We start from the raw sequence: 22,793 nt of genomic DNA on the forward strand, positions 1-22,793 counted from the left end.
CAGAACTCCTGCGCCCACGACTACATCGACCAGGTCATGGCCTGGGCCGACGCGCACGGCGTCGGTTACACGGCCTGGACCTTGAACCCCGCGCCGTACGTGCTGGTGGGGGTGCCGGCGTAGTCCTCGATGAGGACGTTGCCCTGGCTGCAGCCCCACGGGTTCCAGGTCCAGGCCGTGTAACCGACGCCGTGCGCGTCGGCCCAGGCCATGACCTGGTCGATGTAGTCGTGGGCGCAGGAGTTCTGGCCGATCTCGCCGGCGTGCACCGGCACCTGCGCGGCCACGGCCCCGACCTGGCTGTCCCAGCAGGAGACGTTGGAGCAGGAGTTGAAGTTGTAGGTGTGCCAGGCGGCCATGAGGTTGCCGGTCGGGTCGGTGGGCTTGTAGGTCAGCCACTGGCTCAGGTCGTTGGACCAGGTCAGCCCGCCGAGCATGATCACGTTGGTGGCGCCGGTGGCGCGCACCGCGTCGACCAGCGACTGCATGCCGGCCACCTGGTAGGTGATGCCGGTGCAGGTGCCACCGTCGCGCCAGCAGGTCCAGCCCGCGGTGGCGTTCCAGTTGGCGGCGGCGTCCGGGTACGGCTCGTTGAACAGGTCGAAGACGACCGCATTGTTGCCCTTGAAGGCGTTGGCCAAGCCGGTCCAGAACGTGGGCGCGTACTGGGCGTCGGGCATGGGCTTCTGGCAGGTCGCGGCGGTGTCGGAGCAGCCGGTGCCCTGGCCGGTGTACTGACCGTGACTCCAGTGCATCTCCACGATCGGGGTGATGCCGTTGGCGACGAGCAGGGCGACGTAGTCCTTGACGTTCTGCTGGTAGGCGGCGCCGCTGGGCGTGCCGGTGGTGCCGTTCCAGCATTCCTCGTTGAGCGGGATGCGGACGGCGTGGATGTTCCACGCCTTCATCGCGTCCACGGACGCCTGGTCCACGGGGCCGCTGTCCCACATGCCCTTGCCCTGCACGCAGGCGAACTCGCCGCTGGCCCGGTTGACGCCGAGCAGGCGGTACGTGGCGCCCATGCTGGTGACGAGCCGGTTGCCGGAGACGCGCAGGCTGGGGGCGGCGCCGCCGGTGGAGGGGCCGTCGTTGTCGGCCTCGGTGGCGGTGACCGTGACGGAGGGCAGGCCGGAGGAGGCGACGGTGATCGGCCTGGTGCCGTTCGTCCTGTCGGTGTCCTCGGCGGCGCTGAGCGTCACGGTCTGGGGGGTGTTCCAGTTGGCGGTGGTGAAGGTCAGGGAGGCGCCGCCGGTCACGGTGATGTCGCCGTCGCCGGTGCCCGCGGTGCTGGTGACGGTCACGTTGCCGGACGGCTGCGCCTGCAGGCGGACGGTGAAGGCGCCGGTGTTGCCCTCGCGGACGCTGACGCCGGTGGAGGATACGACCAGGGCCTGCTGCGTGCCTCCGCCGCCGTTCCCGGCGCAGGAGACGGCGGGGGCGGTGTTGGCGCCGCCGGTGTAGGTGCCGTTGAAGCCGACGGTCCAGGTGGCGCCGGTGCCCTGGCGGGCGTTGTAGGACTCCGGTTTGACGGTGACGGCCGCGCCCGCCGGGGTGGGCGCGGCGGGAGCCGGCACGCCGCCCCACATCTGGGTGATCACCTGGTTGTCGGGGAAGTCGAAGCTGAGGGTCCAGGTCGTCAGCGGGTCGCCGGTGTTGGTGACGGTGATGTTGGCGCCGAACGCGCTGCCGTTGTCCCAGCTCTTGGCGTACGAGGCCGAGCAGGAGACGGCGGCTTCGGCGGCGGCCGGGACGGCGGCGAGCCCGGATCCGGCGAGCAGGGCGGCGGCCGCCGCCGTCAGGGCCCGGCGCCACGTGGTGCGAAGGATGGACATGAGGGTTCTCCGTGCGGAATCGGCCCCTCCGAGAGATGGGAGCGCTCCCAGACGATCTGCCGGTCCCGTCCGCCACGCAAGGCTCCCGTAAGTACCCGCCGCGGACACCTGCGCGGACCTCGGGCGGGGACATGGCCGGAGGTGAAACTTTCATTCCTCACGCGCTGCCGATGCGCAGCGCCTCCTTCAGGAACACGCGGTGTCGAGGGCGTCCGCCTTCGCCACCTTCAGCGCGGGACCGGCGATGGTGAAGGTCTCCGGGTGCCGGGTGACGGCGGGCCCTCGGCGACGCGGGTGCAGCACCTGCCGCCGGGTGTGCGTGGCCCGATCCCGGATGTGCGGCACCCGTTACGCGGCGCATTCGTACCGGCAGCCCGTGGCGCACCACCACGTCGCCGGGATGGTCCTGGACGGCGAGCCTTGCGGCGCGTACACGCTCCTTCTCGTCGATCTCGTCGGCGGGCCACCGGTCCGCCACCCAGCCCGCACACAGGTCGCCGTGCTCGCCGTGAGAGCGGTGATCACCTCTTCGTCCAGGTCGCCCCCTCCCGCTCCATCGTCGATGGATGCCGTAGCGCTCGGCGCGACGCCACAGAAGTGATGACGGGGTGCCGCGTCGTGCCGGGTCAGCGCTTGGCGGCGTCCAGCGCGGTCCGGATCGTCGCGGAGTCGGCCGGCACCCCCGGAGACTCCCAGAAGTTCGGGTTGTCGCCCGCGTACGGGGTGCCGTAGACGGGGGTCCCGGGCTTGAGACGCCAGCTTTCCGCCAGCGGCCCCGCGTCGACGGCGTCGTAGCCGATGGCGTCGAGGAACGTGGTCACCGCGTCCTTAGCGACGGCGTCGTCGCCGGCGATCGGCAGGGCGGTGCGGTCGGTGGCGCCAGCGGGGCGACCCAGTGCCGCCAGGTGCTGGAAGAAGATGGCGTTGAAGACCTTGACGACCTTGGACGTCGGCAAGTGCTGCTGCAGCAGCTCGCTCGACGTGATCGAGGCGTCGTCGAGCTGGGGGAAGCGGCCGTCCCGGTCAGGGTAGTAGTTGTTGGTGTCGATGACCGGCTTGCCGGCGAGAGGCTCCACGGGGACGTCGCGGTAGGCCTTCAGCGGGACGCTGACGACGACCAGGTCGCCGGCCGCCGCGGCCTCCGCCGGGGTTGCCGCGCGGGCTTTCGGGCCGAGTTCGCCGACCAGGTCCTTCAGTGTCTCCGGGCCTCTTGAGTTGCTGAGCACGACGTCGTAGCCGGCCGCGATGGAGAGCCGGGCGACGGTGCCGCCGATGTGTCCGCTGCCGATGAACGCGATTGTCGTCATAGGCGCACCAACTCCCACCGCGGGTGAGGGCATTCCCGGCCTGGGCGGTCCGGCTCGTCACCACATCACACCATCGCCAGGTAGCCGGCCAGTTCCTCGGAGGAGGACGTTTCGATCCCGACGTAGCCGTCCGGGCGAACGAGCGTGTGCCGCTCGCGCCCGTAGGGCTGCTCCAGCCGGTACGCGCGCACCTTCGGTCCGTTGTCCAACCGGGGCGCGGGATCGGGCGACAGCAGCGTGAAATGGGGCCCCCGCAGCAGGTCGAACATGCGGACCTGAGTCCCATCGGCCAGCCTGACCCGGCCGTCGGGCACCCGTTCCCCTCCGTGGCGGGCCAGCGTGGCGCCCCGGTAGCCGAGCTGGAGCTGATAGGTCTCCGCACCGCGCTTGAGTGACTTCTTGTCGTGCAGGCCCGTGCTGAGGCCGAGCATCGCGGCGGCGATCGGCCTGCGCTCCTCCTCGTAGGTGTCCAGCAGCGACTCCGGCGCACCCGCGAGCGTTCTGGCGAGCTTCCAGCCCAGGTTGTAGGCGTCCTGGACGCCGGTGTTGAGTCCCTGGCCGCCCGCGGGCGGATGCACATGGGCGGCGTCTCCGGCCAGGAAGATCCGCCCGGCGCGGTAACGGTCGGCGAGGCGGATGTTGACCCGGTAGAGCGACGACCACAGCAGCTCGGTGAGCCGGACGCCACGCGGCGTCGACCGTTCGGCGAAGAGCTTCTGGAAGCCGCGCAGCGTGTGCTCGGGCGTCGCCCCGGGCTTGAGTGAGGCGAGGAACTGGAAGGTGTCGCTGCCCGGCATCGGATACAACGCCACCATGCCCCTGCCCGGCCGTACCCAGACGTGGATGTGGTCGCGTCCGAGCCCTTCGGCCCGCACGTCGCCCAGCACCATCCGCTCCTCTTCGCGCGTCTGGCCGGTGAAGCCGATGCCGAGGGCCTTGCGTACCGGGCTCCTGCCACCGTCCGCTGCGACCATGTAGCGCGCCCGCAGGCTCTCCCCGGTGCTCAGCCCGGCCGTGACGCCTTGGGGATCCTGCTCGAAAGCGGTCAGCGCGGCACCGTGCTCGGCCTTGCCGCCCAGAGCGGCCAGCCGCTCGCGCAGGACCGCCTCGGTGCGCCACTGCGGATGCATGAGCACCATCGGGTACGGGACCGCGTCCGTCGCCTGGACCTGCTTGTGCATGCGGGCCCGCCATATCGGCACCCTGCCGAGCCTGACCAGCAGCGGCGGGTAGACGGCCGCCGTGGCGAGCACCGGATCGACGACCCCGAGGTCGTCGAAGACCTCCAGCGTACGAGGCTGCAGCCCTTTGCCCTTGGAGCCGCCGGAGGGCTCGGGCGCCTGTTCCACGACGCGGCAGGCGATGCCACGCCTGACCAGGTCCACGGCGAGAGTGAGGCCGGTCGGCCCGGCGCCGACGATGAGGACGTCTGTCGTTTCGCTCATGCCGCGATGGTGCCGGGGGCGGCTGCCGGATCTCTGTCATTCGCCTGTCAGGCCGCGGCCGCCCCTAGGGTGGGTGGTCGTGACGACTGAACGATGGGCGCTGGGCGGCGATCTTGGTGTCGCCAGGATCGGCTACGGCGCGATGAAGCTGACCGGCTGGCCGAAGGGCGAGCGGCCCGGGCGGGAGAGCGCGCTGGCCGTCCTGCGCCGGGCCGTGGAGCTCGGGGTGAACCACATCGACACCTCGCACTACTACTCCCGTGACGGGGTGGCGGCCAACGAGCTGATCCGCGAGGCCCTGTCCCCGTACCCGGACGACCTGGTGATCGTGACCAAGGTGGGGGCGCTGGTCGAGGGTTCCGACCTGGCCCGGCCCGCGGCGGAGAAGACCGGCCTCACCCCCGACGGCCTGCGCCGCGGCGTCGAGGCGAACCTGCGCTCGCTCGGCGTGGACCGCCTCGACGTCGTCAACCTGCGGATGGGCGACCTCGACCGGAGCCAGACCCCGCTGACCGGTCCCCTGGAGACGCTGCTCACGCTGCGCGAGGAGGGCCTGATCCGCCACCTGGGCGTCTCCAACGTCACCGCCGCCGAGTTCGAGCAGGCCCGGACGGTCGCGCCGATCGCCTGCGTGCAGAACCTCTACAACCTGGCCCAGCGCGACGACGACCCGCTGGTCGACGCCTGCGCGCGGGCCGGCGTCGCCTACGTGCCGTTCTTCCCGGTCGGCGGGTTCCAGCCGCTCACGGCCGCGCGGCTGGACGCCGTCGCCGCCCGCCACGGCGCGACCGTGCCGCAGGTGGCGCTGGCCTGGCTGCTGGCCCGCTCGCCGAACATCCTGCTCATCCCCGGCACCGGCTCCCTGGCGCACCTGGAGGAGAACGTCGCCGCGGGCACCCTGCAGCTGACCGCGGAGGACCTCGCCGACCTCGGCTGAGGCCGGTCGTCAGACCACCTCGAACGTGCTCATCATGGCCATGTCCTCGTGCTCCAGGTTGTGGCAGTGCAGCACGTAGCGGCCCCGGTAGCCGGTGAACCTGGTGACGATCTCCACGGTCTGCGCCTCCCGCAGCTCGACGGTGTCCTTCCACTCCGGCGGCCCGGACGGCCGCTCGCCGCCGACCGACAGGACCTGGAACGGCGACAGGTGCAGGTGGACCGGATGCGCCACGTCGCTGGTCAGCCGCCACACCTCCACCTGGCCGAGCTTGGGCCGGGCGTCGACGCGGCGGGCGTCGAACGGCTTGCCGTTGATCAGCCACCCGGTGTGGCCGTGCATGCTGCCGCTGGAGAACTCGAAGTCGCGGGTCACCGCGGCCCGGGCCGGGTCGAGGGTCTCCACGCGTGACAGCGTGGCCGGGATCGCCGAGTCGTCGCGGGCGTCGCGCTCGACGGTGAAGCGCATCACCCGCGCCTGCGGCCCCTCCTCCAGAAGGTTGCGCAGCTCGACATGCTCGCCCACGCGGTGGGCGGCGAAGTCGACGACCACGTCCGCGCGCTCGCCCGGCGCGAGCCGCACCCGGTCCACGGATCGCGGCGCCGCCAGCAGGCCCCCGTCGCCGCCGATGCGCACCAGCCGGCCGGCGGGCGCCAGGGCGAGCTCGTAGACCCGCGCGTTGGAGCCGTTGAGCAGGCGCAACCGGTACCGGGCCCGGTCGACGCCGAGCCACGGCCAGGGCGCGCCGTTGACCAGGATGACGTCGCCCAACACGCCCCCCATGAACGCCTCCCGCGCGCCGGGCCCCTCGGCGCGCCCCGGGTAGGGCATGCTCCCGTCGGCGGCGAAGGACCGGTCGCAGATCATCAGCGGCACGTCCCGCTCGCCCGTGGGCAGCGGCAGCGCCGCCTCCTCCTCGTCCCCCACCAGGAAGAACCCGGCCAGCCCCCGCCACACCTGCGGCCCGGTGTAGTCCATGCGGTGGTCGTGGTACCAGAGCGTGGCCGCCCGCTGGTCCAGCGGGAAGAGGTGGTCGCGGTGGGTGCCCGGCTGCACCAGGTCGGTGGGGTAGCCGTCGGACTCGGGCGGCGTGTGACCGCCGTGCAGGTGGGTGACAGTCGGCGCGCCGAGGGCGTTGGCGACGCGCACGACGGTCCTGCGTCCGGCGCGGGCCCGGATGGTCGGCCCGGGGAAGCGGCCGTCGTACCCCCACACCTTCGTGCGCAGGCCGGGCAGGATCTCCGCCTCGGCCTCGCGCTGCACCATCTCGTAGTAGTCGGTGGTGGCGTCGCTCCTGGCCGGGCGGGCCGTCACCGGCAGGGGCAGCGGCACGGCGTACGGCTTCGGCAGCGGCGCACCGCTGGGCAGCAGCAGGGGCAGCGGGGTGCCGCCCAGCAGCGAGCAGCCGGGCGCGGCCAGCGCCGCGGCCGTCCCCAGGCCGAGCAGGCGCAGCGCCTGCCGTCTGGTCATCGTCATGCCGCGGCCACCGGGACGCGACCGTTCATGCCCGCTCGCGTTCTCATGCCGCGGCCGCCTGGACGCGGCGGGCCGGCCACACCTGACCGAGCCGCAGCAGGCTGACGCCGAACATCAGGACGCCGACCGGCACGTGCAGGGCCTTGGCGTGAACCATGCCCAGCGCCATCTGCACCAGCGTCATCACCAGCATGGCGACGGCGGGCAGGATGGCGGCCCTGCTCCGTGTGACGATCGCGGCGACCAGGTGCGCCAGCACGGCGACGGCCACGACGACCGCCGTGGCGGCGTGCAGCGCCCGGCCGCCGGGCGAGGACAGCAGCAGCCCGGCGGTGACCGCCTGGACCAGCAGGGCCAGGGTTTGCGCCACCATGGCGACACGCAGGAACATCGGTGTTCTCCTCAACGGGCCGGGGGCCGGGCCACGGCCCCGTGAACTTGCCTCATGACCCGACATCGTCGCCCCCGGCGGCGGGTGCGGGCGTCCCCCCACGGGAGGCTTTCGCCCCTACCCCACCGGGCCCGTTCGGGAGGCGCCGCGTACGACGCCGGCAGTACTTCGCGCTACACCTCCGCGCACGAAGGGCCCCGCGGCCCGGCGAAGGCGGGCATGTCAGGACACGAGCCGTCAAGCGCGCCAGATCATGACAAAGGAGTCGCCAGGTGTGCACAGCCCCCGTTTCCGCACCTCACAGGAGGAGCAGGATGTGATCACACGTCGCATTTTGTGGTCATCCGGGGTGGTTGGGGGATCAGCCATGGGATTGAGCCGTTTCGGGGTTTTGGGGGCCGGCGTGGTCGCCGCGATGGTGACCGGGGTGACGGCGCGCCCGGCGCCGGCCGACACCTGCCCCGCCTCCACCACCTGCGACACCACGGTGCAGTTCGCCGTCACCACGGGTCCGGGCCTGGCGGTCACCGTTCCCGGCGGGACGGTCGGCCTCGGCACCGGCGCGCCCGGCGACCAGCTCAGCCGCCACCTCGGCCCGATCACCGTGTCCGACGGTCGCGCCGCGCTCGACGCCACCTGGGTGGCGACCGTGTCCGGCACCGGCTTCACCACCGGCGGCGGCTCCGGCGCCGAGACGATCCCGGCCGGCGCGATCTCGTACTGGTCCGGCCCCGCGACGAGCACCACAGGCGCCGGTGTCTTCGTGCCCGGGCAGCCGGACGCCGCCTCCGCCGAACACCTCTACGCGCCGTACACCGCGTTCAGCAAGGTCAGCGGAGCGGGCAGCAACTCCGCCACCTGGGACCCCACCATCGTGGTCGACATCCCCGGCGACGCGGTGGCCGGCACCTACACGGGCACGATCCGCCACTCCGTCGCCTGACCCCCCACCCGGGCTGTGCCCACTGATGGCCGGCACGCGGGGATAGCGTTACGCGGGCCGGGGCAAGGAGGGGGCGTCCGTCACCAGGCACGCGCGACGAAGGGACGGCGATCATGTCTCACGCGCTCCACGCCAGAAGGACGTCTCGCCCCGTCATGGGGCTCGTCGCCGCCGCGGTCACCCTGGCCGCGTACGGGAGCGCCGTCGGCGCGGCGCCGCCCGCCCAGGCGGGCCCCGCCGCGACCCGGGCCGAGGCCACGCCCGTCACCGTGACGGCGACGGAGTTCCGTCTGGCGCTCTCGACCGCCCACTACAAGCCCGGCGCCTACACCTTCCGGCTGCGCAACGCGGGCCACGCCCCGCACGGCCTGTCCATCAAGGGGCCGAAGGTGTCGGCGACCTCCGCCGTCATCATGCCCGGCGGGAGCACCACGCTGTCGGTGAAGCTGCGCAAGGGCACCTACCACCTGTGGTGCCCGGTGGATCAGCACCGGCAGCACGGCATGGCGACGACGATCAGGGTGAGGTAGGCCCCGATCGCGGGACCCGGGCGGGCAGCGGCCGGTCGTCGACCACGTGCTTCATCACCAGGGTGGAGTTCAGCCGCTGCACGCCCGGCAGCGCGGCCAGGACGTCGTCCTCCAGCTCCTGGTAGGCGGTCAGGTCGGCGGTGACGATCCGCAGCAGGTAGTCGGGGTCGCCGAACAGCCGCTGCGCCTGCACCACCTCCGGCACCCGCGCGACCGCCGCCTCGAAGCCCAGCAGGGTGTCGCGGTCCTCCTGACGCATGGTCACGAACACCAGCGCCTGGAACGTCAGGCCGAGCGCGGCGGCGTCCACGACCGCCCGGTAGCCGCGGATCGTCCCGCTGCGTTCCAGCTCCCGCAGCCGCCGGTGACACGGCGACACGCTGAGGCCCACCCGCGCGGCCAGCTCGGTGACCGTCAGCCGGCCGTCCTCCTGGAGCAGCGCAAGGATTTTGCGATCGATCGCGTCCACAGAGCAGATGTTTCCACAGATCGGGCTCCACAGGGTCGAAGTTGGCAGCCTTTTCCGGACGATCGGCATTATTCTTCTCAAATCAGCCGCTCTCCGGGGGAGTCGTCCATGGCCGTCAGCTCCGTGCTCGCCTTCTGGGCCGTCTCCCTCCTGCTCATCGTCGTCCCCGGAGCCGACTGGGCGTTCACCATCAGCGCCGGGCTGCGCGGCCGGCCGGTGTACCCGGCGGTCGGCGGGCTCGTCGTCGGGTACACCGCGATCACCGCCGTCGTCGCGACCGGGGTCGGCGCTCTGGTGGCGAGCGCCCCCGCCCTCCTGACCGCCCTCACCCTGGCCGGCGGCCTCTACCTCATGGCCCACGGCGCCATGACCGCCGCCCGCCCCGCCGGCCCGTCCGGCACGTCGCGGGGAGCCGTCACCGGCGGCGACCGCGCCGTCTTCCTGCGCGGAATCGGCGTCAGCGCCCTCAACCCCAAGGGCCTGCTCATCTTCCTCGCGCTGCTCCCGCAGTTCACCGACCGGCGCGGCCCCTGGCCGGTCGCCGCCCAGATCGGCGTCCTCGGCCTCGCCTTCGTGATCACCTGCGGGCTGTTCTACCTCGGCGTGGGCCGCCTCACCCGCGGCGTCCTGCACGGACGGCCCGCCGCCGCCCGCCTCATCGGCCGCCTGTCCGGAACGGCGATGGCCGGCATCGGCGCCTGGCTCATCGCGGACCACCTCCTCAACCACGGGCTCCTCGACCACGGGCTCCTCGGCCACCCGTAAACCCTTTGCCCCGTCCGGGCCGTGCCGTCATGATCAGGTATGGCGGTGAAACGCGTCCTGCTCGCCTACTACGAGCAGGACAGAGAGCACGCGCGGCTTCGCGAGGGACGCGGCCGGCTGGAGTTCTGGCGCACGCAGGACGTGCTCCGGCGCGTTCTGCCCCCGCCCCCGGCCCGCGTGCTCGACGTCGGCGGCGGCACCGGCGTCCACGCCGAATGGCTGACCGCCGACGGCTACCACGTCGACCTCCTCGACCCGGTCCCCCTGCACGTGGAGCGGGCCTCACGCCTGACCGGAGTGACCGCGCGCCTCGGCGACGCCCGGCACCTGCCCGTCCCCGACGAGAGCGCCGACGCGGTCCTGTTGCTGGGCCCGCTCTACCACCTGCCCGAGCGGGCCGACCGGGTCCGGGCCCTGGCGGAGGCCCGACGCGCCGTCCGGCCCGGCGGCCTGGTGGCCGCCGCCACCATCAACCGCCACGCCGCCGTGCTCGACGCCATCCACCTCGGCCACTACCTCGACGAACGGGACAGACGGGCCGCGCACGCGGCCGCGGCCGACGGCGTCATGCTGTCCCCTCGGCGCGGGTTCCCCGCCTACTTCCACGACCCCGACGAGGTCGCGGCCGAGTTCGCCGACGCCGGCCTGCGCGGGGCGCGGCAGTACGGGCTGGAGGGCGTCTTCTGGCTGTACGGCGACGTCGACGACTGGCTCGACGACCCGGAACGCCGCGCGCTGCTGCTCGACGCCCAGCGCTCGATGGAGTCCGTGCCCTCGCTCCTCGGCGTCAGCGGCCACCTGGTCACCCTCGCCCGGCGAGCCCGCTGACGATCACTCATGGACGTGCCAAGATGCCTCATGAGCAAGCTGACCGGACAGCAGATCGCCGACGAGGGGCTGGACGGGTGGGCCTACCTGCTCGGCGGCCTGCAGACCCGCATCCACACCGGGAACTTCGCGACCGGGCTCTCGGTCGTCAACGCCATCGGCGCGGCGGCCGAGGAGATGAACCATCATCCTGACCTCACCCTGCGCTACACCCATGTGGACGTCCGGCTGACCAGCCACGACGTGCGCGCGGTCACAGAGCGCGACATCCGGTTGAGCCGCGCCGTCTCCGCCATCGCCGCCGACGCCGGGGTACGGCTGGAGTCCTCGGACGTCTCCCGGCTCGAACTCGCCCTCGACACCCCGGCCCGGGAGTCGATCCTGCCGTTCTGGGGCGCGGTGCCGGCGATGGAGCATCCGCCCGGCCCCGACGTCGGCGACGAGGTTCGCGACCCGGCCGACGCCCTGCCGGCTCCATGACACCACCGTTCCCTCACATGTCCGGCGCTACGCACACGATGGCGGGAAACTCGACTCAGGAGGCAGGCTGCCACTGGAGGACCGCCCTGGCGGAGTCGTCCGCTGGGTGAGCGTGTCGTTGTAGTAGGCGTGGGCGCCGGCGGGGCTCCATTCCAGTGGATGTGGCCAGCGGGTGGCTGTGTCCCTCGGGCGCGTCGGACTCGCGCGAGTTTCGGACTGGCGCCAGCCGCTCCTGTCAACGAGCTGTGCGCTCCCGGAATGCCTGCACTCCGGACCTGACCGTCGGGAAAAAGTGCTCAGGTCCCAGCAGTTCGGTCGTGCCCGTGTTCTCAAGGATGCTCCGTATCGGTGCCTTGACCCGGGCCATGGTGAGCGTCACGCTCTGTTCGGCCAGCTCTTGGTGCAGTGTCTTCAGGGTATCGATCGCCTTGGCATCCACATACGTCATCGCCTCGGCATCGATCATCAGCCATCTCACCTCGCCGTCGGCATCGTCGAGCAGCTCTCTGACGCGGCGGGCCATGTGGGGAGCGTTGGCGAAGTAGAGCGGAGCGTCGAACCGGTAGACGATCAGCCCGGGCACCGGCTGGAGGCCTTGGTGGGCGGTGATGTCGTGGAAGCCGTCGATGTCGTCCGAGGAGCCGAGCACCGCATCATGCGGCCGCGCCGTCCAGTAGACGAACACTCCCAGGGAGAGCAGGACCGCGACGGCCAGGCCGCCCATGACATTGAGGAACAGTACGGCCACGAACGTGACCACCGCCAAGCCCATCTCCACGTTGTGCACCCGGCGTAGCCGCAGGATCGGCCTGACCTTGATCAGCTCCGCCGTCGCAAGGATGATCACCACGCCGAGGGCGGCCGTGGGCAGCGGTTCGATCAGCGGGGTGGCGAACGCCGCGACCAGGACCGCCGTAGCTGCGACGGTCATCCCGACCAGCGGGGAGGCGCCACCGCGCACGTCGTTGAGCGCGGTCCGTGATCCGCTGGCGTCGATCGGTATGGCCTGAAACAGCCCTGCGGCGATGTTGGCGGCTCCCAGCCCGAGGAGCTCCCGGCCCGCGCTGATCGTGTATCGGTGCTTGTCGGCGTAGGTCCGGGCGATGGCCATCGAGTCGCCGAAGATGAGCAACGCCAGCCCGAGGGCGGGCACGACAAGGTCGAGGACGTCGTCGAGTGAGATGCCGGGCAGTCGCGGAAGGGGGAAGCCGCGGGGGACGTCGCCCACGACCTCGATGCCGTGCCGGGGGAACCCGATCGCAGCGGAGGCGGCACCCGCGAGGACGACCGCGACGATCACGGCGGGGATCTTGGGCGCCGTCACCCTCAGCAGGACGACTACCCCGATCAGCAGGGCGCTGAGCAGCACCGTCCACCCGTGAGCTTGGGGAAGTGCGAGCAGCGTCTCCCATACCTGCGGGACGAAATTGCGGGACTCGACCGTAATGCCGAGAAGCTTGTCCAGCTGCCCGGCGATGATGAGCACCGCGACGCCGTTGATGTATCCCAGCAGGACGGGACGGGACAGGAACTCCGCCATGAAGCCCAGCCTGAGCAGGGAGGCCAGGATGAGGATCACGCCGCTGAGCGCGGCCAGGGCGGCGGCCATCCCCGCCACCCTGGCCGGATCGTCCGAGGAGACCACGGCGGCGACGCTGGTCGCGGTCACCGCCGCGATCGCGCCCGTAGGGCCGACGATCATCTGACGGGACGAGCCGAAGAGCGCGTAGCCGATCAGCGGGACGGCGGTGGCGTAGAGCCCGGCCACCGGGCCGACCCCGGCGAGTTCACCCATGCCAAGCCCTGAGGGGATGGCCACCGCGGCCACGGTGACGCCGGCGACGACATCATCGCACAGCCGGGACCTGCGGTACCCGCGCAGTTCGGCCAAGCCCGGTACCAACTGCCTCAGGTGAGGGAGAGACAGGTCGCGTTTCCACAGCTTCATGCCGCTCCACCTCGCTCATCGCCGTGACGCCGCCCGGTTGCGAGGTGCGTCGCCCCCCCTCGCTATGCCGTCCAGTCGCGTGCCGGCTAGTCGCCTGCCAGGACGGCCTCGGCTTCGGCCTCGGCGGTCATGGGCACCCGGACGCTCACCCGGGCGATCGTGCCCCCGCGCAAGGGGAACGGCGCGGCGTAGTCGCCGGTGACCGCATCGCCGCTGTCGCGGCCGATGACCAGCCCTTCGCCGGCCACCGAGAACTTCCCGGGCTGGGTCCGCATCGGGCCGGACGTCACGGCCGTGTCATCCACGGACAAGGTGAGCGTTCCGTTGGCGACGTAGCGCGGCTCCTCGTGGGTCTTGTCGAACCGGGCGACCGCGACATGCCGGCCGACGTCGAGCGGCGCATCCGTGCTGAAGCGGTACTCCTCGATGCCGAGGAAGTTGTAGACGTAGTGCAGCCGTCGGTCCTTGAGGTAGAGGGCATGGCCGCCGAAGCGCGAGCCATGCGCGAAGATGACGCCCTCGGCATCCTCGGTGGTGGTCTCGAACTCGGCAGTGAGGGTGAAGGACCGGTTGCGGACGTTGACCGCGGCCTCTTCGGGGATCTCCGCAGTTGCGGGATGGTAGACGTAGAGCTCGCGCGCCGGTGACAGGCCCGGCCTGTCCATGGTCATGATCTCGCGCGGGACGCGGTCGTCGAGCGGCAGGGCGTTGTTGCGCCCGGCCTCCACATACCACAGCGCGATCAGCTCACGGAGTTTGCCGGGGTGCTCCCGGCCGAGCTCGCGGTTCTCGGACCGATCGGTCCTCACGTGGTAGAGCTCCCACTCGTCATTGACGAAATCGCCATGGCCGGTGCCCGTGCCGTGCCGGGCCACGGCCTTCCAGCCGTCGTGATAGATGGACCGGGTGCCCAGCATGGCGTAGTACTGCGTCCTCCTGGTGGACTCCACCGTGCCGGAGGCGAAGCTGTAACGCATGCTCACCCCCTGCAGCGGGCTCTGCGCGTACCCCTTGACGAACTGCGGCGGCGTGATGCCGAGGCAGTCGTAGATGGTCGGGGTGATGTCGACGACGTGGTGGTACTGGTCGCGGACCTGCCCCGCGACCTCGCGCATCTCCCGCGCCCACGCGATGATCGCCGGGGCGACGGTGCCGCCGTTGGTGGAGAAGCGCTTGAACAGCTTGTACGGCGTGCTGAACGCCCACGCCCACCCGGTCGGATACTGGTTGTACGCCTCCGGAGTGCCGATCTTGTCGATCTTCTCCAGGTTCTCCGCCGGGTCTTCCGGATATCCGTTGAAGCCCTTGTTCTCGTTGATCGAGCCGTGCGGGGTCCCCTCACCGCTGGCCCCGTTGTCGGACAGCACCACGATGACGGTGTCGTCCAGCTGCCCGGACTCCTCCAGATAGTCGATGAGCCGCCCGAGCTCGTGATCGGTGTAGCTGCAGAACCCGGCGAAGGCCTCGGCCATCCGCGCGAACACCCGCTTCTGGCCGTCGCCGAGGGAGTCCCAGGGGGCGACCTCGTCACGTTCGGTGACGACGTCGGGGCTCGGCCAGGGGTTCATCGGCGACAGCTCGGTGCCGGGCGGGACGACGCCCAGCCTCTTCTGGTTCTCCAGGACGATCTCACGGTAGCGGTCGTAACCCATGTCGAACCTGCCGCGATACCTGTCGATCCACTCCTTCGGCGCGTGATGCGGCGCGTGCGTGGCGCCCAACGCCAGGTAGGCGAACCAGGGCTTGTCCGGCGCCACCTGCTTGCCGTCACGAATGAACTCGATCGTCCTGTCCACCAGATCGCGGCTGAGATGATAGCCCTCGTCCGGGCCGTACGGCTGATCCACGAAGTGGTTGTCGTAGGTGAGGTGGGGAAAGAACTGATTGGTCTCCCCGCCGTGGAAGCCGTAGAAGCGTTCAAAGCCTCGCGCCAGCGGCCAGGTGCGGCGCGATGACCCCATGCTCATCTCCGACGACGGTGTCAGATGCCATTTGCCCACGCAGTAGGTGTTGTAGCCGTTCTCCGCCAGCACCTCGGCGACGGTGCCGTTCTCTGGTGGGATCACCGCGTTGGCGCCGGGGAAGCCCATGGCGAAGTCCACGACGGCGGCCACACCGTTCATGTGGTGGTTGCGCCCGGTCAACAGCGATGCGCGGGTCGGTGAGCACATCGCGGCGGTGTGCCACTGCGTGTAACGCAGCCCCAGCTGGGCGATACGGGTCAGGTTGGGCGTCTCGACGAGCCCGCCGAAGATGTCCCAGGTCGCCATTCCGGTGTCGTCCCACAGGACGTACAAGACGTTTGGCGCGTCCGGTCTGGCCTGCGGAGCCAGATAAGGCGCCCAATCCTGCTGCGAATCACGGACGTCGAGATTGACGATCCCACGGAACTGCTCCGGCATGGTCTGTTCCCTTCACGAACCGCCGGGCGCCATCGCTGTCGCCGCGCTATGCGGCGTTTCAGGAGCCCCCGATGGCTTGGACGGAGCTGTTGATCAGTAGCGTGCCAACCACCAAGAACAGCGCGATGGTGATCCCCGGGCTCTCCTCGGCCAGCCAATCCTTGAGACGGCCCAGTGCCGCCGCGCCGGCGCTGGTGAACCGCAGAACGGCCGCCAGCACCATGCCCAGCGAGGAAACGGCCGCGAAGACGGCACAGGCGATCACCGTTTGCGCCGAGCTGAGGTCGGAGTTGGCCAGGATCACTCCCGCCGCGGCCCCCAGCGGCAGGTTCTTCGGATTGGCGATCGTGGCCAGCAGACCGAAAAGAGCCGCGTTGTGCGGCTTGAGGTCATCCACGGCCTGCAGCCACGCGGGCAGTTCCTTGCGGCCCCGGTTGTGGTACTCCCGCCGGGCAAGCCACCACAGGAACAGCCCCAGGAACAGATTCACCCAGTGGAAGAAGACCGGCGTCTCGCCTGCACCGACTCCCAACAGGCTGAGAATGAGCACGATGAGCAGCACGCCGACGAACCATCCGAGCGCGAAGGCGAAACCGTTCAAAGCGCCCCGCCGCGAACTGACGATGAGGATGGCGGCGATGGCCGAAACCGGGCTGATGATCACACCCACCGCGATCGGCATGACACTGGCCAGCACCTCTAGCATCTGTCACATACGCCCTCAACAGGCCGACCGGCCATCAGACCGCGCTCGATGCGATAGGGCCAAGCGCGCACATGCTGAAAGCGTTTCCACAGGTGGGGGTGTGCCCCTGCGGTCAGCCGCATATGGCAAACCACCCTGAAACTAGCCCTTTGGACAGGTGCCTACGACCTGAGATCGCAGCGCTGTCACTATCAGGTTCCAGCGCCGTGACGGCTGTTTCCTGCGATGGGCGACTACGAGGGTGATGGGCCTGGTGGCTGCTTCGGCGCGCCCGACACGCCCTGCCGGAGTCGGGTGCTGCCGCCGCCCCGGACGGCTTGGGCGCGGACGATGGCCACCGGGCCGCTCGCGTGGTGCAGTACGCCCTGGCTGGTGGAGCCGAGCAGCAGGCCGGCGAACCCGCCGCGGCCGCGCGATCCCACGACGGTCAGGGCGGCACCCGCCGATTCGGCGACCAGGACCGCGGCGGATTCGCCCTGGACGACCTTCTGCTGCACCGGGACGTCGGGGTGCTTCTCGCGGTGTCCGGCAACGGCTTCGGTGAGCAGCTGGGCAGGATCTTCGCGCAGGCCCTCCATGTAGTGGCCGGCGATGCGCCACTGGTAGGCGTGGACGGCGACGACGCCCAGGCCGTGCAGCGCCGCGTGCGTGAAGGCGAATTCGACGGCGAGACTCGACAGGTCCGAGCCGTCCACGCCGACCACCACCTGACCGGTGGCCGGAACCGGTTCATCCAGGTCGCCGTCCTGACTGCCGCGCACGACGACGACGGGACAGGCGGCGTGCGCGGCGGTCTGGACGCCGACGGACCCGACGAGCAGTCCGGTGAACCCGCCGAGGCCGCGGTGACCGACCACCGCCAGCGCGGCGTCGCGGGAGGCGTCGATCAACGCCGCGGCGGGGGCGCACATCGGAAGGTCGGTGCTGACATCCAGGGCGGGCGTGGCCTGGCGGGCTCGGCCGGCGGCGGTGTCCAGGATCTCTTCGGCGGCCTGCCGAAGCCCTGCGTCTGGCGGGCCCATCGCCGGCAGGTCCCTCGCTGACCGGCCCATCGGTATGGACATGCGCGGCCACAGGAACGCGTGCACGATCCGCAGCCGACTCTGCCGGGCGGCCGCTTCGCGGGAGGCCCAGTCCACCGCGGCCAGGCTGTGCGGTGAGCCGTCGACTCCCGCGATGATCACAGTCGTGGGGTTGGTGGTCATGCTCTGGTTCACCTTCGTCGTGTGAGCGATGGCGGCTGTCGCATCTGGGATGGGCTGGCCCACCGGCCACAGCGACGGCGACCTGGTGTGGAGATGGCTCGTATCTGGTCGTGCCGGACCTGCTGGGTGGCTTCGCCCGACCTGTCATACTCGTCGAGCGTCTTTGCTGCAGGTGGCCCTGCGTGGTGCCACATCTCACACCGCCTCGTCCGCATGGAGGAGTTGGCGAAGGATGTAGGGCAGGATCCCGCCGTGGCGGTAGTAGGTCGCCTCGGCCGGGGTGTCGACCCGCACGAGTGCCGTGAACTCCGCAGTCGATCGGTGGTCGGCTTCGACCCGGACGGTGACCGATCCGGGCAGGGACTCCACATCTGCCAGTCCGGTGATCGTGTAGATCTCCTCACCGGTCAGGCCAAGGCTTTGCGCGGACTGCCCGGGCTGGAACTGCAGGGGCAGTACGCCCATGCCGACGAGGTTGCCACGGTGGATCCGCTCGAAGGAGGTCGCCAGCACCGCCTTGACCCCGAGAAGCAGGGTCCCTTTGGCCGCCCAGTCCCGCGACGACCCGGAGCCGTAGTCAGCGCCGGCGAGAACAACGAGTGGCACACCGTCGTGCTGGTACTGGATGGCGGCATCGAAGATACTGTGTCGCTCGCCGTCGGGCAGGTGGCGGGTGACGCCTCCTTCGACACCGGGCACGAGCTGGTTGCGAAGCCGAGGGTTGGCGAATGTGCCACGGATCATCACATGGTGGTTGCCGCGGCGAGAGCCGTAGGAGTTGAAATCACCTGGTGCGACGCCGCGTTCCATCAGGTAGCGCCCTGCGGGAGAGTCCTTCTTGATCGCTCCAGCTGGTGAGATGTGGTCGGTGGTCACCGAGTCGCCGAGGTACACCAGCACGCGCGCGCCGGTGATGTCGCGTAGCGGTTGCGGCTGGCGTGGCATGGCGTCGAAGTACGGTGGCCGTTGCACATAGGTGGAGGCCGGATCCCAGGTGAACATGTGCGACTCCGGCGTCGGCAGGCTACGCCAGTTGTCGTCTCCGGCGAACACGTCGGCGTAGCCGGCGATGAACATCCGCGCCTCGACGCAATCGTCGACCACCTGCTTGACCTCCGCCGTGCTCGGCCAGATGTCGCGCAGGAAGACGGGCCGGCCGTCGGGGTCGTGTCCGAGCGGTTCATGCAGCAGGTCGGCGTGCATGGTGCCGGCCAGGGCGTAGGCGATGACCAGCGCGGGTGAGGCGAGGAAGTTCATCTGGCATTCGGCGTGGATTCGGCCCTCGAAGTTGCGGTTGCCCGACAACACCGAGCACACGATCAGATCGTGCTCGGTGACCGCGGCGCTGACCGCCGGGATCAGCGGCCCGGAGTTGCCGATGCAGGTCGTACAGCCGTACCCCACCAGATCGAAGCCGAGCTGTTGCAGGTGCGGGGTCAGCCCCGCCCGATCGAGGTAGTCGGTGACCACCCGCGACCCCGGCGCCAACGTGGTCTTCACCCACGGTTCTCTGGCCAGCTTGCGCTCGACCGCCTTCTTCGCCAGCAACCCCGCGCCGAGCATCACCGAAGGGTTGGACGTGTTGGTGCACGACGTGATCGCGGCGATGACCACGTGCCCGTGGTCGACACTCGCCGCGCTGCCATCGTCGAACGTCACCGCCACCGGGCCGCTGGGCCACACACGTGCATCTGCACACGGCTGGGAGTGAGGCGGCACATCGCGCGGAAGCTCGAGGCTGATCGAGATCGGGTCGCTGGCGGGAAACGAGCCGGCCGACGCCTCGTCGAGCCCGCCCTGCACCGGCGTGGGTTGCGGCTGCTCGGCGAGCAGGCGCCGGAACGTGCGTCGGGCGGCAGCCAGGGCGATCCGGTCCTGGGGGCGCTTCGGCCCCGCGATCGACGGCTCCACCGCCGAGAGATCCAGTTCGATGCGCTGGCTGTAGTCCGGCTCATGGGTCGGGTCGTGCCACAGTCCCTGCTCCTTGGCGTATGCCTCGACGAGTCGGACCTGCTGTTCGGGGCGCCCGGTCAGCCGCAGGTAGGTCAGCGTCTCCGCGTCGATGGGGAAGATCGCGCAGGTCGAGCCGTATTCCGGGCTCATGTTGCCGATGGTGGCGCGGGTGGCCAAGGGCACGTTGGACACGCCCGGCCCGTAGAAGTCGACGAACTTGCCGACCACCCTGAGTTCACGCAAGATCTCGGCCACAGTGAGGACCAGATCGGTGGCGGTGCAGCCCTCCCCCAAGTCGCCGGTGAGCTTGACGCCGACGACCTGGGGAATGAGCATGCTCATCGGCTGGCCCAGCATGGCCGCTTCGGCCTCGATGCCGCCGACACCCCAGCCCAGGACGCCGAGCCCGTTGACCATCGGGGTATGCGAGTCGGTGCCGACCAGGGTGTCCGGAAACGCGGTGGCACCGCCGGGACCATTGCTGGTGAACACGACCCGGGACAGGTATTCGAGGTTCACCTGGTGACAGATGCCGGTGCCCGGTGGCACGACGCGGAAGTCATCGAAGGATTGCTGCGCCCACCGCAACAGCTGATAACGCTCCTGGTTGCGTTCGAACTCCAGATCAGCGTTGCGGCGGAATGCGTCGGCACGGCCGAAGACGTCGGCGATCACGGAGTGGTCGATGACCAGCTCGGCCGGGATAAGCGGATTGATCCTGCGCGGGTCGCCACCCAGGTCGGCCATGGCGTCGCGCATCGCCACCAGATCCACCACACACGGCACCCCGGTGAAGTCCTGCAGCAGCACGCGCGTCGGCGTGAACTGGATCTCGGTCCTGCGGTCGGCCGCCGGATCCCAAGCACTGAGCGCACCGATCTGCTCGGCGGTGACGAGGGTGCCGTCCTCGTGGCGCAGCAGGTTTTCCAGCAGCACCTTCAGGCTGTAGGGCAGCCGCGCCACAGCATCGAGGCGGTCCAGCCGGAACATCTCATACGACCGACCGTCGACCGTCAACCGGTCACGAGCACGGAAGCTGTTCCTCGCCATGATCTCCCCCGGATGATCGGGCGCAGTCATACCGGCGGCAGCCGCAGGCGCAACACCCCGATAGCGCGTGGGGGATCCATACCCCGGTGTGCCCAGCGAATCCGCGTCAGATGGGACCCGAGGCCATGCGACACCCCTACTTGACATCGAGAGTCAGTCATGAACGCTCACCTGCCGCGTGACGGCATATTGCTGTCCGGCCGGCTTTGCACGGTGCTGGCGATCCCACTGCTGGATACCCTCACTGAGGTCTCACGGGATCGCGGCACGCTCCATCCGGCAGCCTGGAGCGCTACGGCGCCGTGCCGCAGTACGCGCCACAACACGCCGGCGCACCCGATGCTCGGGGCACGACACTTCGATCGGGCCCGCAGCACGCCGACGGCCGGGGCCGCTTGCTCCCGGCTCCGGCAATGCGGGCGGCGCGTCCGCCCCGGTCCAGGTGGCCGAGCAGCATCCCTACGCTGGCGATCCTCGAGATGGCTGGGCGTACGGGCGTCTACGACTTCGGGGTTGAGGAACCCAGGAACAGCCGTTGGGGCTGAGAATGATCTTGAGCGAAGTGCGACGTCCGGTTTCGACGCGTGATCGCCTTACCTGGAGGTTTCTGGGCCGTGGATGATGCGGTGGATGGTGGAGCGTCCGACGCTGTACTCGATGGCCAGGTCGGCCAGGGACACCTCGCCCTCGGCATAGCGCCGACGAATGGAGCGCCGGGCGGGTTCGGGCAGTTTGGGTTGCTTGCCCTTGAGCTTGCCGTTCTTCTTGGCCAGCGCCATGCCCTCGCGGGTGCGCAGGTTCCCGAGGTTGGCCTCGAACTCGGCGACCATGGCGAGGGTCTGCAAGAACAGCCGCCCGAACGGGTCGTTCCAGTCGTAGACCGAGCCGCCGCGTCCGAACAGGACGCCGCGTCCGGACGGGTCGGTGAGGATCTGGTTGGCCTCGGCCATGTTGCGGGCGAAGCGGTCGAACTTGGTCACGGTGAACACCGACCCGTTCCAGACGGCGGCGAGGGCCTGGTCGAGGCCGGCGCGGTTGCGGCGGGTGGTGCCGGAGAAGCCGTGGTCGATGTAGATCCGCTCCTCGGGGACGCCGAGGGCCAGGAGTTGCGCGGTACGGAACATCGCGACCTGGGGCGCCGTCTCGGCTGGCGGGTGTTCCGGTTGAGCGCCTAACGGAACAAGGGGCTGGTCGGCAGTCGCTTTGATGGGCGCCATGTGGATGATCGTCGGCTCGAGAAGTCCATCCCGGCCGGACGGGCCACCAGAGCCGATCGAGATCGCTGGTGTGGCTGGCCTTGGCGCGCAAAGTACGCGGTTACCCGTCGGGCGGTGGCCGGGGTGTTGAAGTCGCATGTGCGGTAAACCACTGGATCATGATGTGATCGTTGGCGTGAGAGGAACGGTGCCGGCAATTCGTGATCAAGCGCAGCGATCAGCACGTGAACTGGGTGAAGACGCCATGGGCTGTCCAGGGAGGTGAGGTTTTGGCATGCGCGGTCGACTTGCGGCTGCGGCGTTGGTGGTGACGCTGGGGTCTTGTAGCTCTGGGAGCGCGAGCACCCCTGCCCCCTCGGCGTTCGCTCAAGGCCCTCCGGTGCGGACAGGCTCGGGAACCTGGATGGAAGTTGCCGAGGCCGGGCACGGGACTTCGCTGGATGAAGTGGTGGTAACCAGCAGGCGGGACGCGTGGGCGGTTGGTAGCGGCGAAATGGGCCCAACCGTCAAGCGGTGGAACGGCATCGGCTGGCGTGACGTCACCATACCCGCTGGGCCGCAGGCCCCCCGGGCCGTGTCCGCCTCATCGAGCCGTGACGTCTGGGTATTCGGCCTCGACAGTGACGGCGACGCGAGAATCTGGCGATGGAACGGTCGTACCTGGTCCAGACAAGGCGGACCGGCAAGGAGCGACTGGTGGGCGGCGGCCGTGGTGGCGGGCGCCGGAGAGGCGTGGCTGGAGGGAGCCGAGGACGTCGCATATATCAACCGGTGGTCTCGGGAAAGGTGGACCAGGGTTGCTTTACCGTTCAAGGTGGACATCCAGGCGCTCAGCGCGGTGTCACCGAACGACGTGTGGGCCGTGGGTGACTCCGCGGTCCTGCACTGGGACGGCACCAGCTTTCGGGC

At 70.2% G+C, this 22,793-nt stretch carries 19 protein-coding genes; 7 read left to right on the forward strand and 12 right to left on the reverse strand.

The genetic code is table 11. The annotated features are described in order from the left end of the window. Positions 1-65 precede the first annotated feature (65 nt). From AB0H81_RS32925 to AB0H81_RS32935, 3 genes are all read right to left on the reverse strand, one after another. Positions 66-1,832, reverse strand: a complete 1,767-nt coding sequence (locus tag AB0H81_RS32925) for a cellulase family glycosylhydrolase (protein WP_358382420.1) — start codon at positions 1,830-1,832, stop codon at positions 66-68. A gap of 626 nt (positions 1,833-2,458) precedes the next feature. Next, a complete protein-coding gene (locus AB0H81_RS32930) occupies positions 2,459-3,139 on the reverse strand; it encodes an NAD(P)-binding domain-containing protein (RefSeq protein ID WP_358382422.1) in 681 nt (226 codons plus the stop codon). A 65-nt stretch (positions 3,140-3,204) separates the two neighbouring features. Next, complete coding sequence (locus AB0H81_RS32935; protein ID WP_358382425.1) at positions 3,205-4,584, reverse strand: FAD-dependent oxidoreductase; 1,380 nt, start codon at positions 4,582-4,584, stop codon at positions 3,205-3,207. A gap of 79 nt (positions 4,585-4,663) precedes the next feature. Here AB0H81_RS32935 and AB0H81_RS32940 point away from each other — a divergent pair, with 79 nt between their 5' ends. Then, complete coding sequence (locus AB0H81_RS32940) at positions 4,664-5,521, forward strand: oxidoreductase (RefSeq protein WP_358382428.1); 858 nt, start codon at positions 4,664-4,666, stop codon at positions 5,519-5,521. Between the two features lie 9 nt (positions 5,522-5,530). Here the strand turns inward: AB0H81_RS32940 and AB0H81_RS32945 are convergent, their stop codons facing one another. Continuing rightward, entirely contained in the window at positions 5,531-6,997 is a 1,467-nt protein-coding gene (locus tag AB0H81_RS32945) for a multicopper oxidase family protein (protein WP_358382431.1), read from the reverse strand. A 43-nt stretch (positions 6,998-7,040) separates the two neighbouring features. Next, positions 7,041-7,388: a hypothetical protein gene (locus tag AB0H81_RS32950; RefSeq protein ID WP_358382433.1), complete on the reverse strand. Its 348-nt coding sequence runs from the start codon at positions 7,386-7,388 to the stop codon at positions 7,041-7,043. Positions 7,389-7,755: 367 nt separating this feature from the next. On the opposite strand from AB0H81_RS32950, the gene AB0H81_RS32955 reads away from it, so the two are divergent. Together AB0H81_RS32955 and AB0H81_RS32960 are read left to right on the forward strand one after the other, a co-directional pair. After that, entirely contained in the window at positions 7,756-8,331 is a 576-nt protein-coding gene (locus AB0H81_RS32955; RefSeq protein WP_358382436.1) for a hypothetical protein, read from the forward strand. Positions 8,332-8,444: 113 nt separating this feature from the next. After that, positions 8,445-8,861 carry a hypothetical protein gene (locus tag AB0H81_RS32960; RefSeq protein WP_358382437.1) on the forward strand — a complete coding sequence of 139 codons (417 nt, stop codon included), beginning with the start codon at positions 8,445-8,447 and terminating at the stop codon, positions 8,859-8,861. Here AB0H81_RS32960 and AB0H81_RS32965 read toward each other — a convergent pair. Next, positions 8,848-9,330 (reverse strand): Lrp/AsnC family transcriptional regulator, encoded by a 483-nt coding sequence (locus AB0H81_RS32965; protein WP_358382438.1) that lies wholly within the window; start codon positions 9,328-9,330, stop codon positions 8,848-8,850. The genes AB0H81_RS32960 and AB0H81_RS32965 overlap by 14 nt on opposite strands. Positions 9,331-9,438: 108 nt before the next feature. Here AB0H81_RS32965 and AB0H81_RS32970 point away from each other — a divergent pair, with 108 nt between their 5' ends. The 3 genes from AB0H81_RS32970 to AB0H81_RS32980 are packed head-to-tail and all read left to right on the forward strand — an operon-like array spanning position 9,439 to position 11,403. Continuing rightward, positions 9,439-10,095, forward strand: a complete 657-nt coding sequence (locus tag AB0H81_RS32970) for a LysE family translocator (protein WP_358382441.1) — start codon at positions 9,439-9,441, stop codon at positions 10,093-10,095. Positions 10,096-10,134: 39 nt separating this feature from the next. Further along, a complete protein-coding gene (locus AB0H81_RS32975; protein WP_358382444.1) occupies positions 10,135-10,923 on the forward strand; it encodes a class I SAM-dependent methyltransferase in 789 nt (262 codons plus the stop codon). 30 nt (positions 10,924-10,953) lie between these two features. Continuing rightward, positions 10,954-11,403 carry a 4a-hydroxytetrahydrobiopterin dehydratase gene (locus tag AB0H81_RS32980; RefSeq protein WP_358382448.1) on the forward strand — a complete coding sequence of 150 codons (450 nt, stop codon included), beginning with the start codon at positions 10,954-10,956 and terminating at the stop codon, positions 11,401-11,403. A 235-nt stretch (positions 11,404-11,638) separates the two neighbouring features. Here AB0H81_RS32980 and AB0H81_RS32985 read toward each other — a convergent pair whose 3' ends face one another. The 6 genes from AB0H81_RS32985 to AB0H81_RS33010 all read right to left on the reverse strand — a co-directional run bounded on the left by AB0H81_RS32985 (position 11,639) and on the right by AB0H81_RS33010 (position 21,791). Beyond that, positions 11,639-13,351 (reverse strand): SulP family inorganic anion transporter, encoded by a 1,713-nt coding sequence (locus AB0H81_RS32985; protein WP_358382451.1) that lies wholly within the window; start codon positions 13,349-13,351, stop codon positions 11,639-11,641. An 86-nt stretch (positions 13,352-13,437) separates the two neighbouring features. Next, positions 13,438-15,753, reverse strand: coding sequence for a sulfatase-like hydrolase/transferase (locus tag AB0H81_RS32990; protein WP_358382453.1), 2,316 nt, complete (start codon positions 15,751-15,753; stop codon positions 13,438-13,440). A 58-nt stretch (positions 15,754-15,811) separates the two neighbouring features. Further along, a complete protein-coding gene (locus AB0H81_RS32995) occupies positions 15,812-16,435 on the reverse strand; it encodes a GAP family protein (protein ID WP_358382456.1) in 624 nt (207 codons plus the stop codon). Between the two features lie 257 nt (positions 16,436-16,692). Continuing rightward, a complete protein-coding gene (locus AB0H81_RS33000; RefSeq protein WP_358382459.1) occupies positions 16,693-17,664 on the reverse strand; it encodes a universal stress protein in 972 nt (323 codons plus the stop codon). A gap of 195 nt (positions 17,665-17,859) precedes the next feature. Further along, positions 17,860-20,667 carry an aconitate hydratase gene (locus AB0H81_RS33005; protein WP_358382462.1) on the reverse strand — a complete coding sequence of 936 codons (2,808 nt, stop codon included), beginning with the start codon at positions 20,665-20,667 and terminating at the stop codon, positions 17,860-17,862. A 593-nt stretch (positions 20,668-21,260) separates the two neighbouring features. Beyond that, the gene (locus AB0H81_RS33010) at positions 21,261-21,791 is read right to left on the reverse strand and encodes a recombinase family protein (protein ID WP_358382464.1); all 531 of its coding nucleotides are present in this window, start codon (positions 21,789-21,791) and stop codon (positions 21,261-21,263) included. Positions 21,792-22,287: 496 nt separating this feature from the next. Here AB0H81_RS33010 and AB0H81_RS33015 point away from each other — a divergent pair. Then, on the forward strand, positions 22,288-22,793 hold a 506-nt coding region (locus AB0H81_RS33015), incomplete at its 3' end, for a hypothetical protein (protein ID WP_358382467.1).

The sequence above is a fragment of the Nonomuraea sp. NPDC050691 genome (genome assembly GCF_040654455.1).
Lineage (GTDB): Bacteria > Actinomycetota > Actinomycetes > Streptosporangiales > Streptosporangiaceae > Nonomuraea.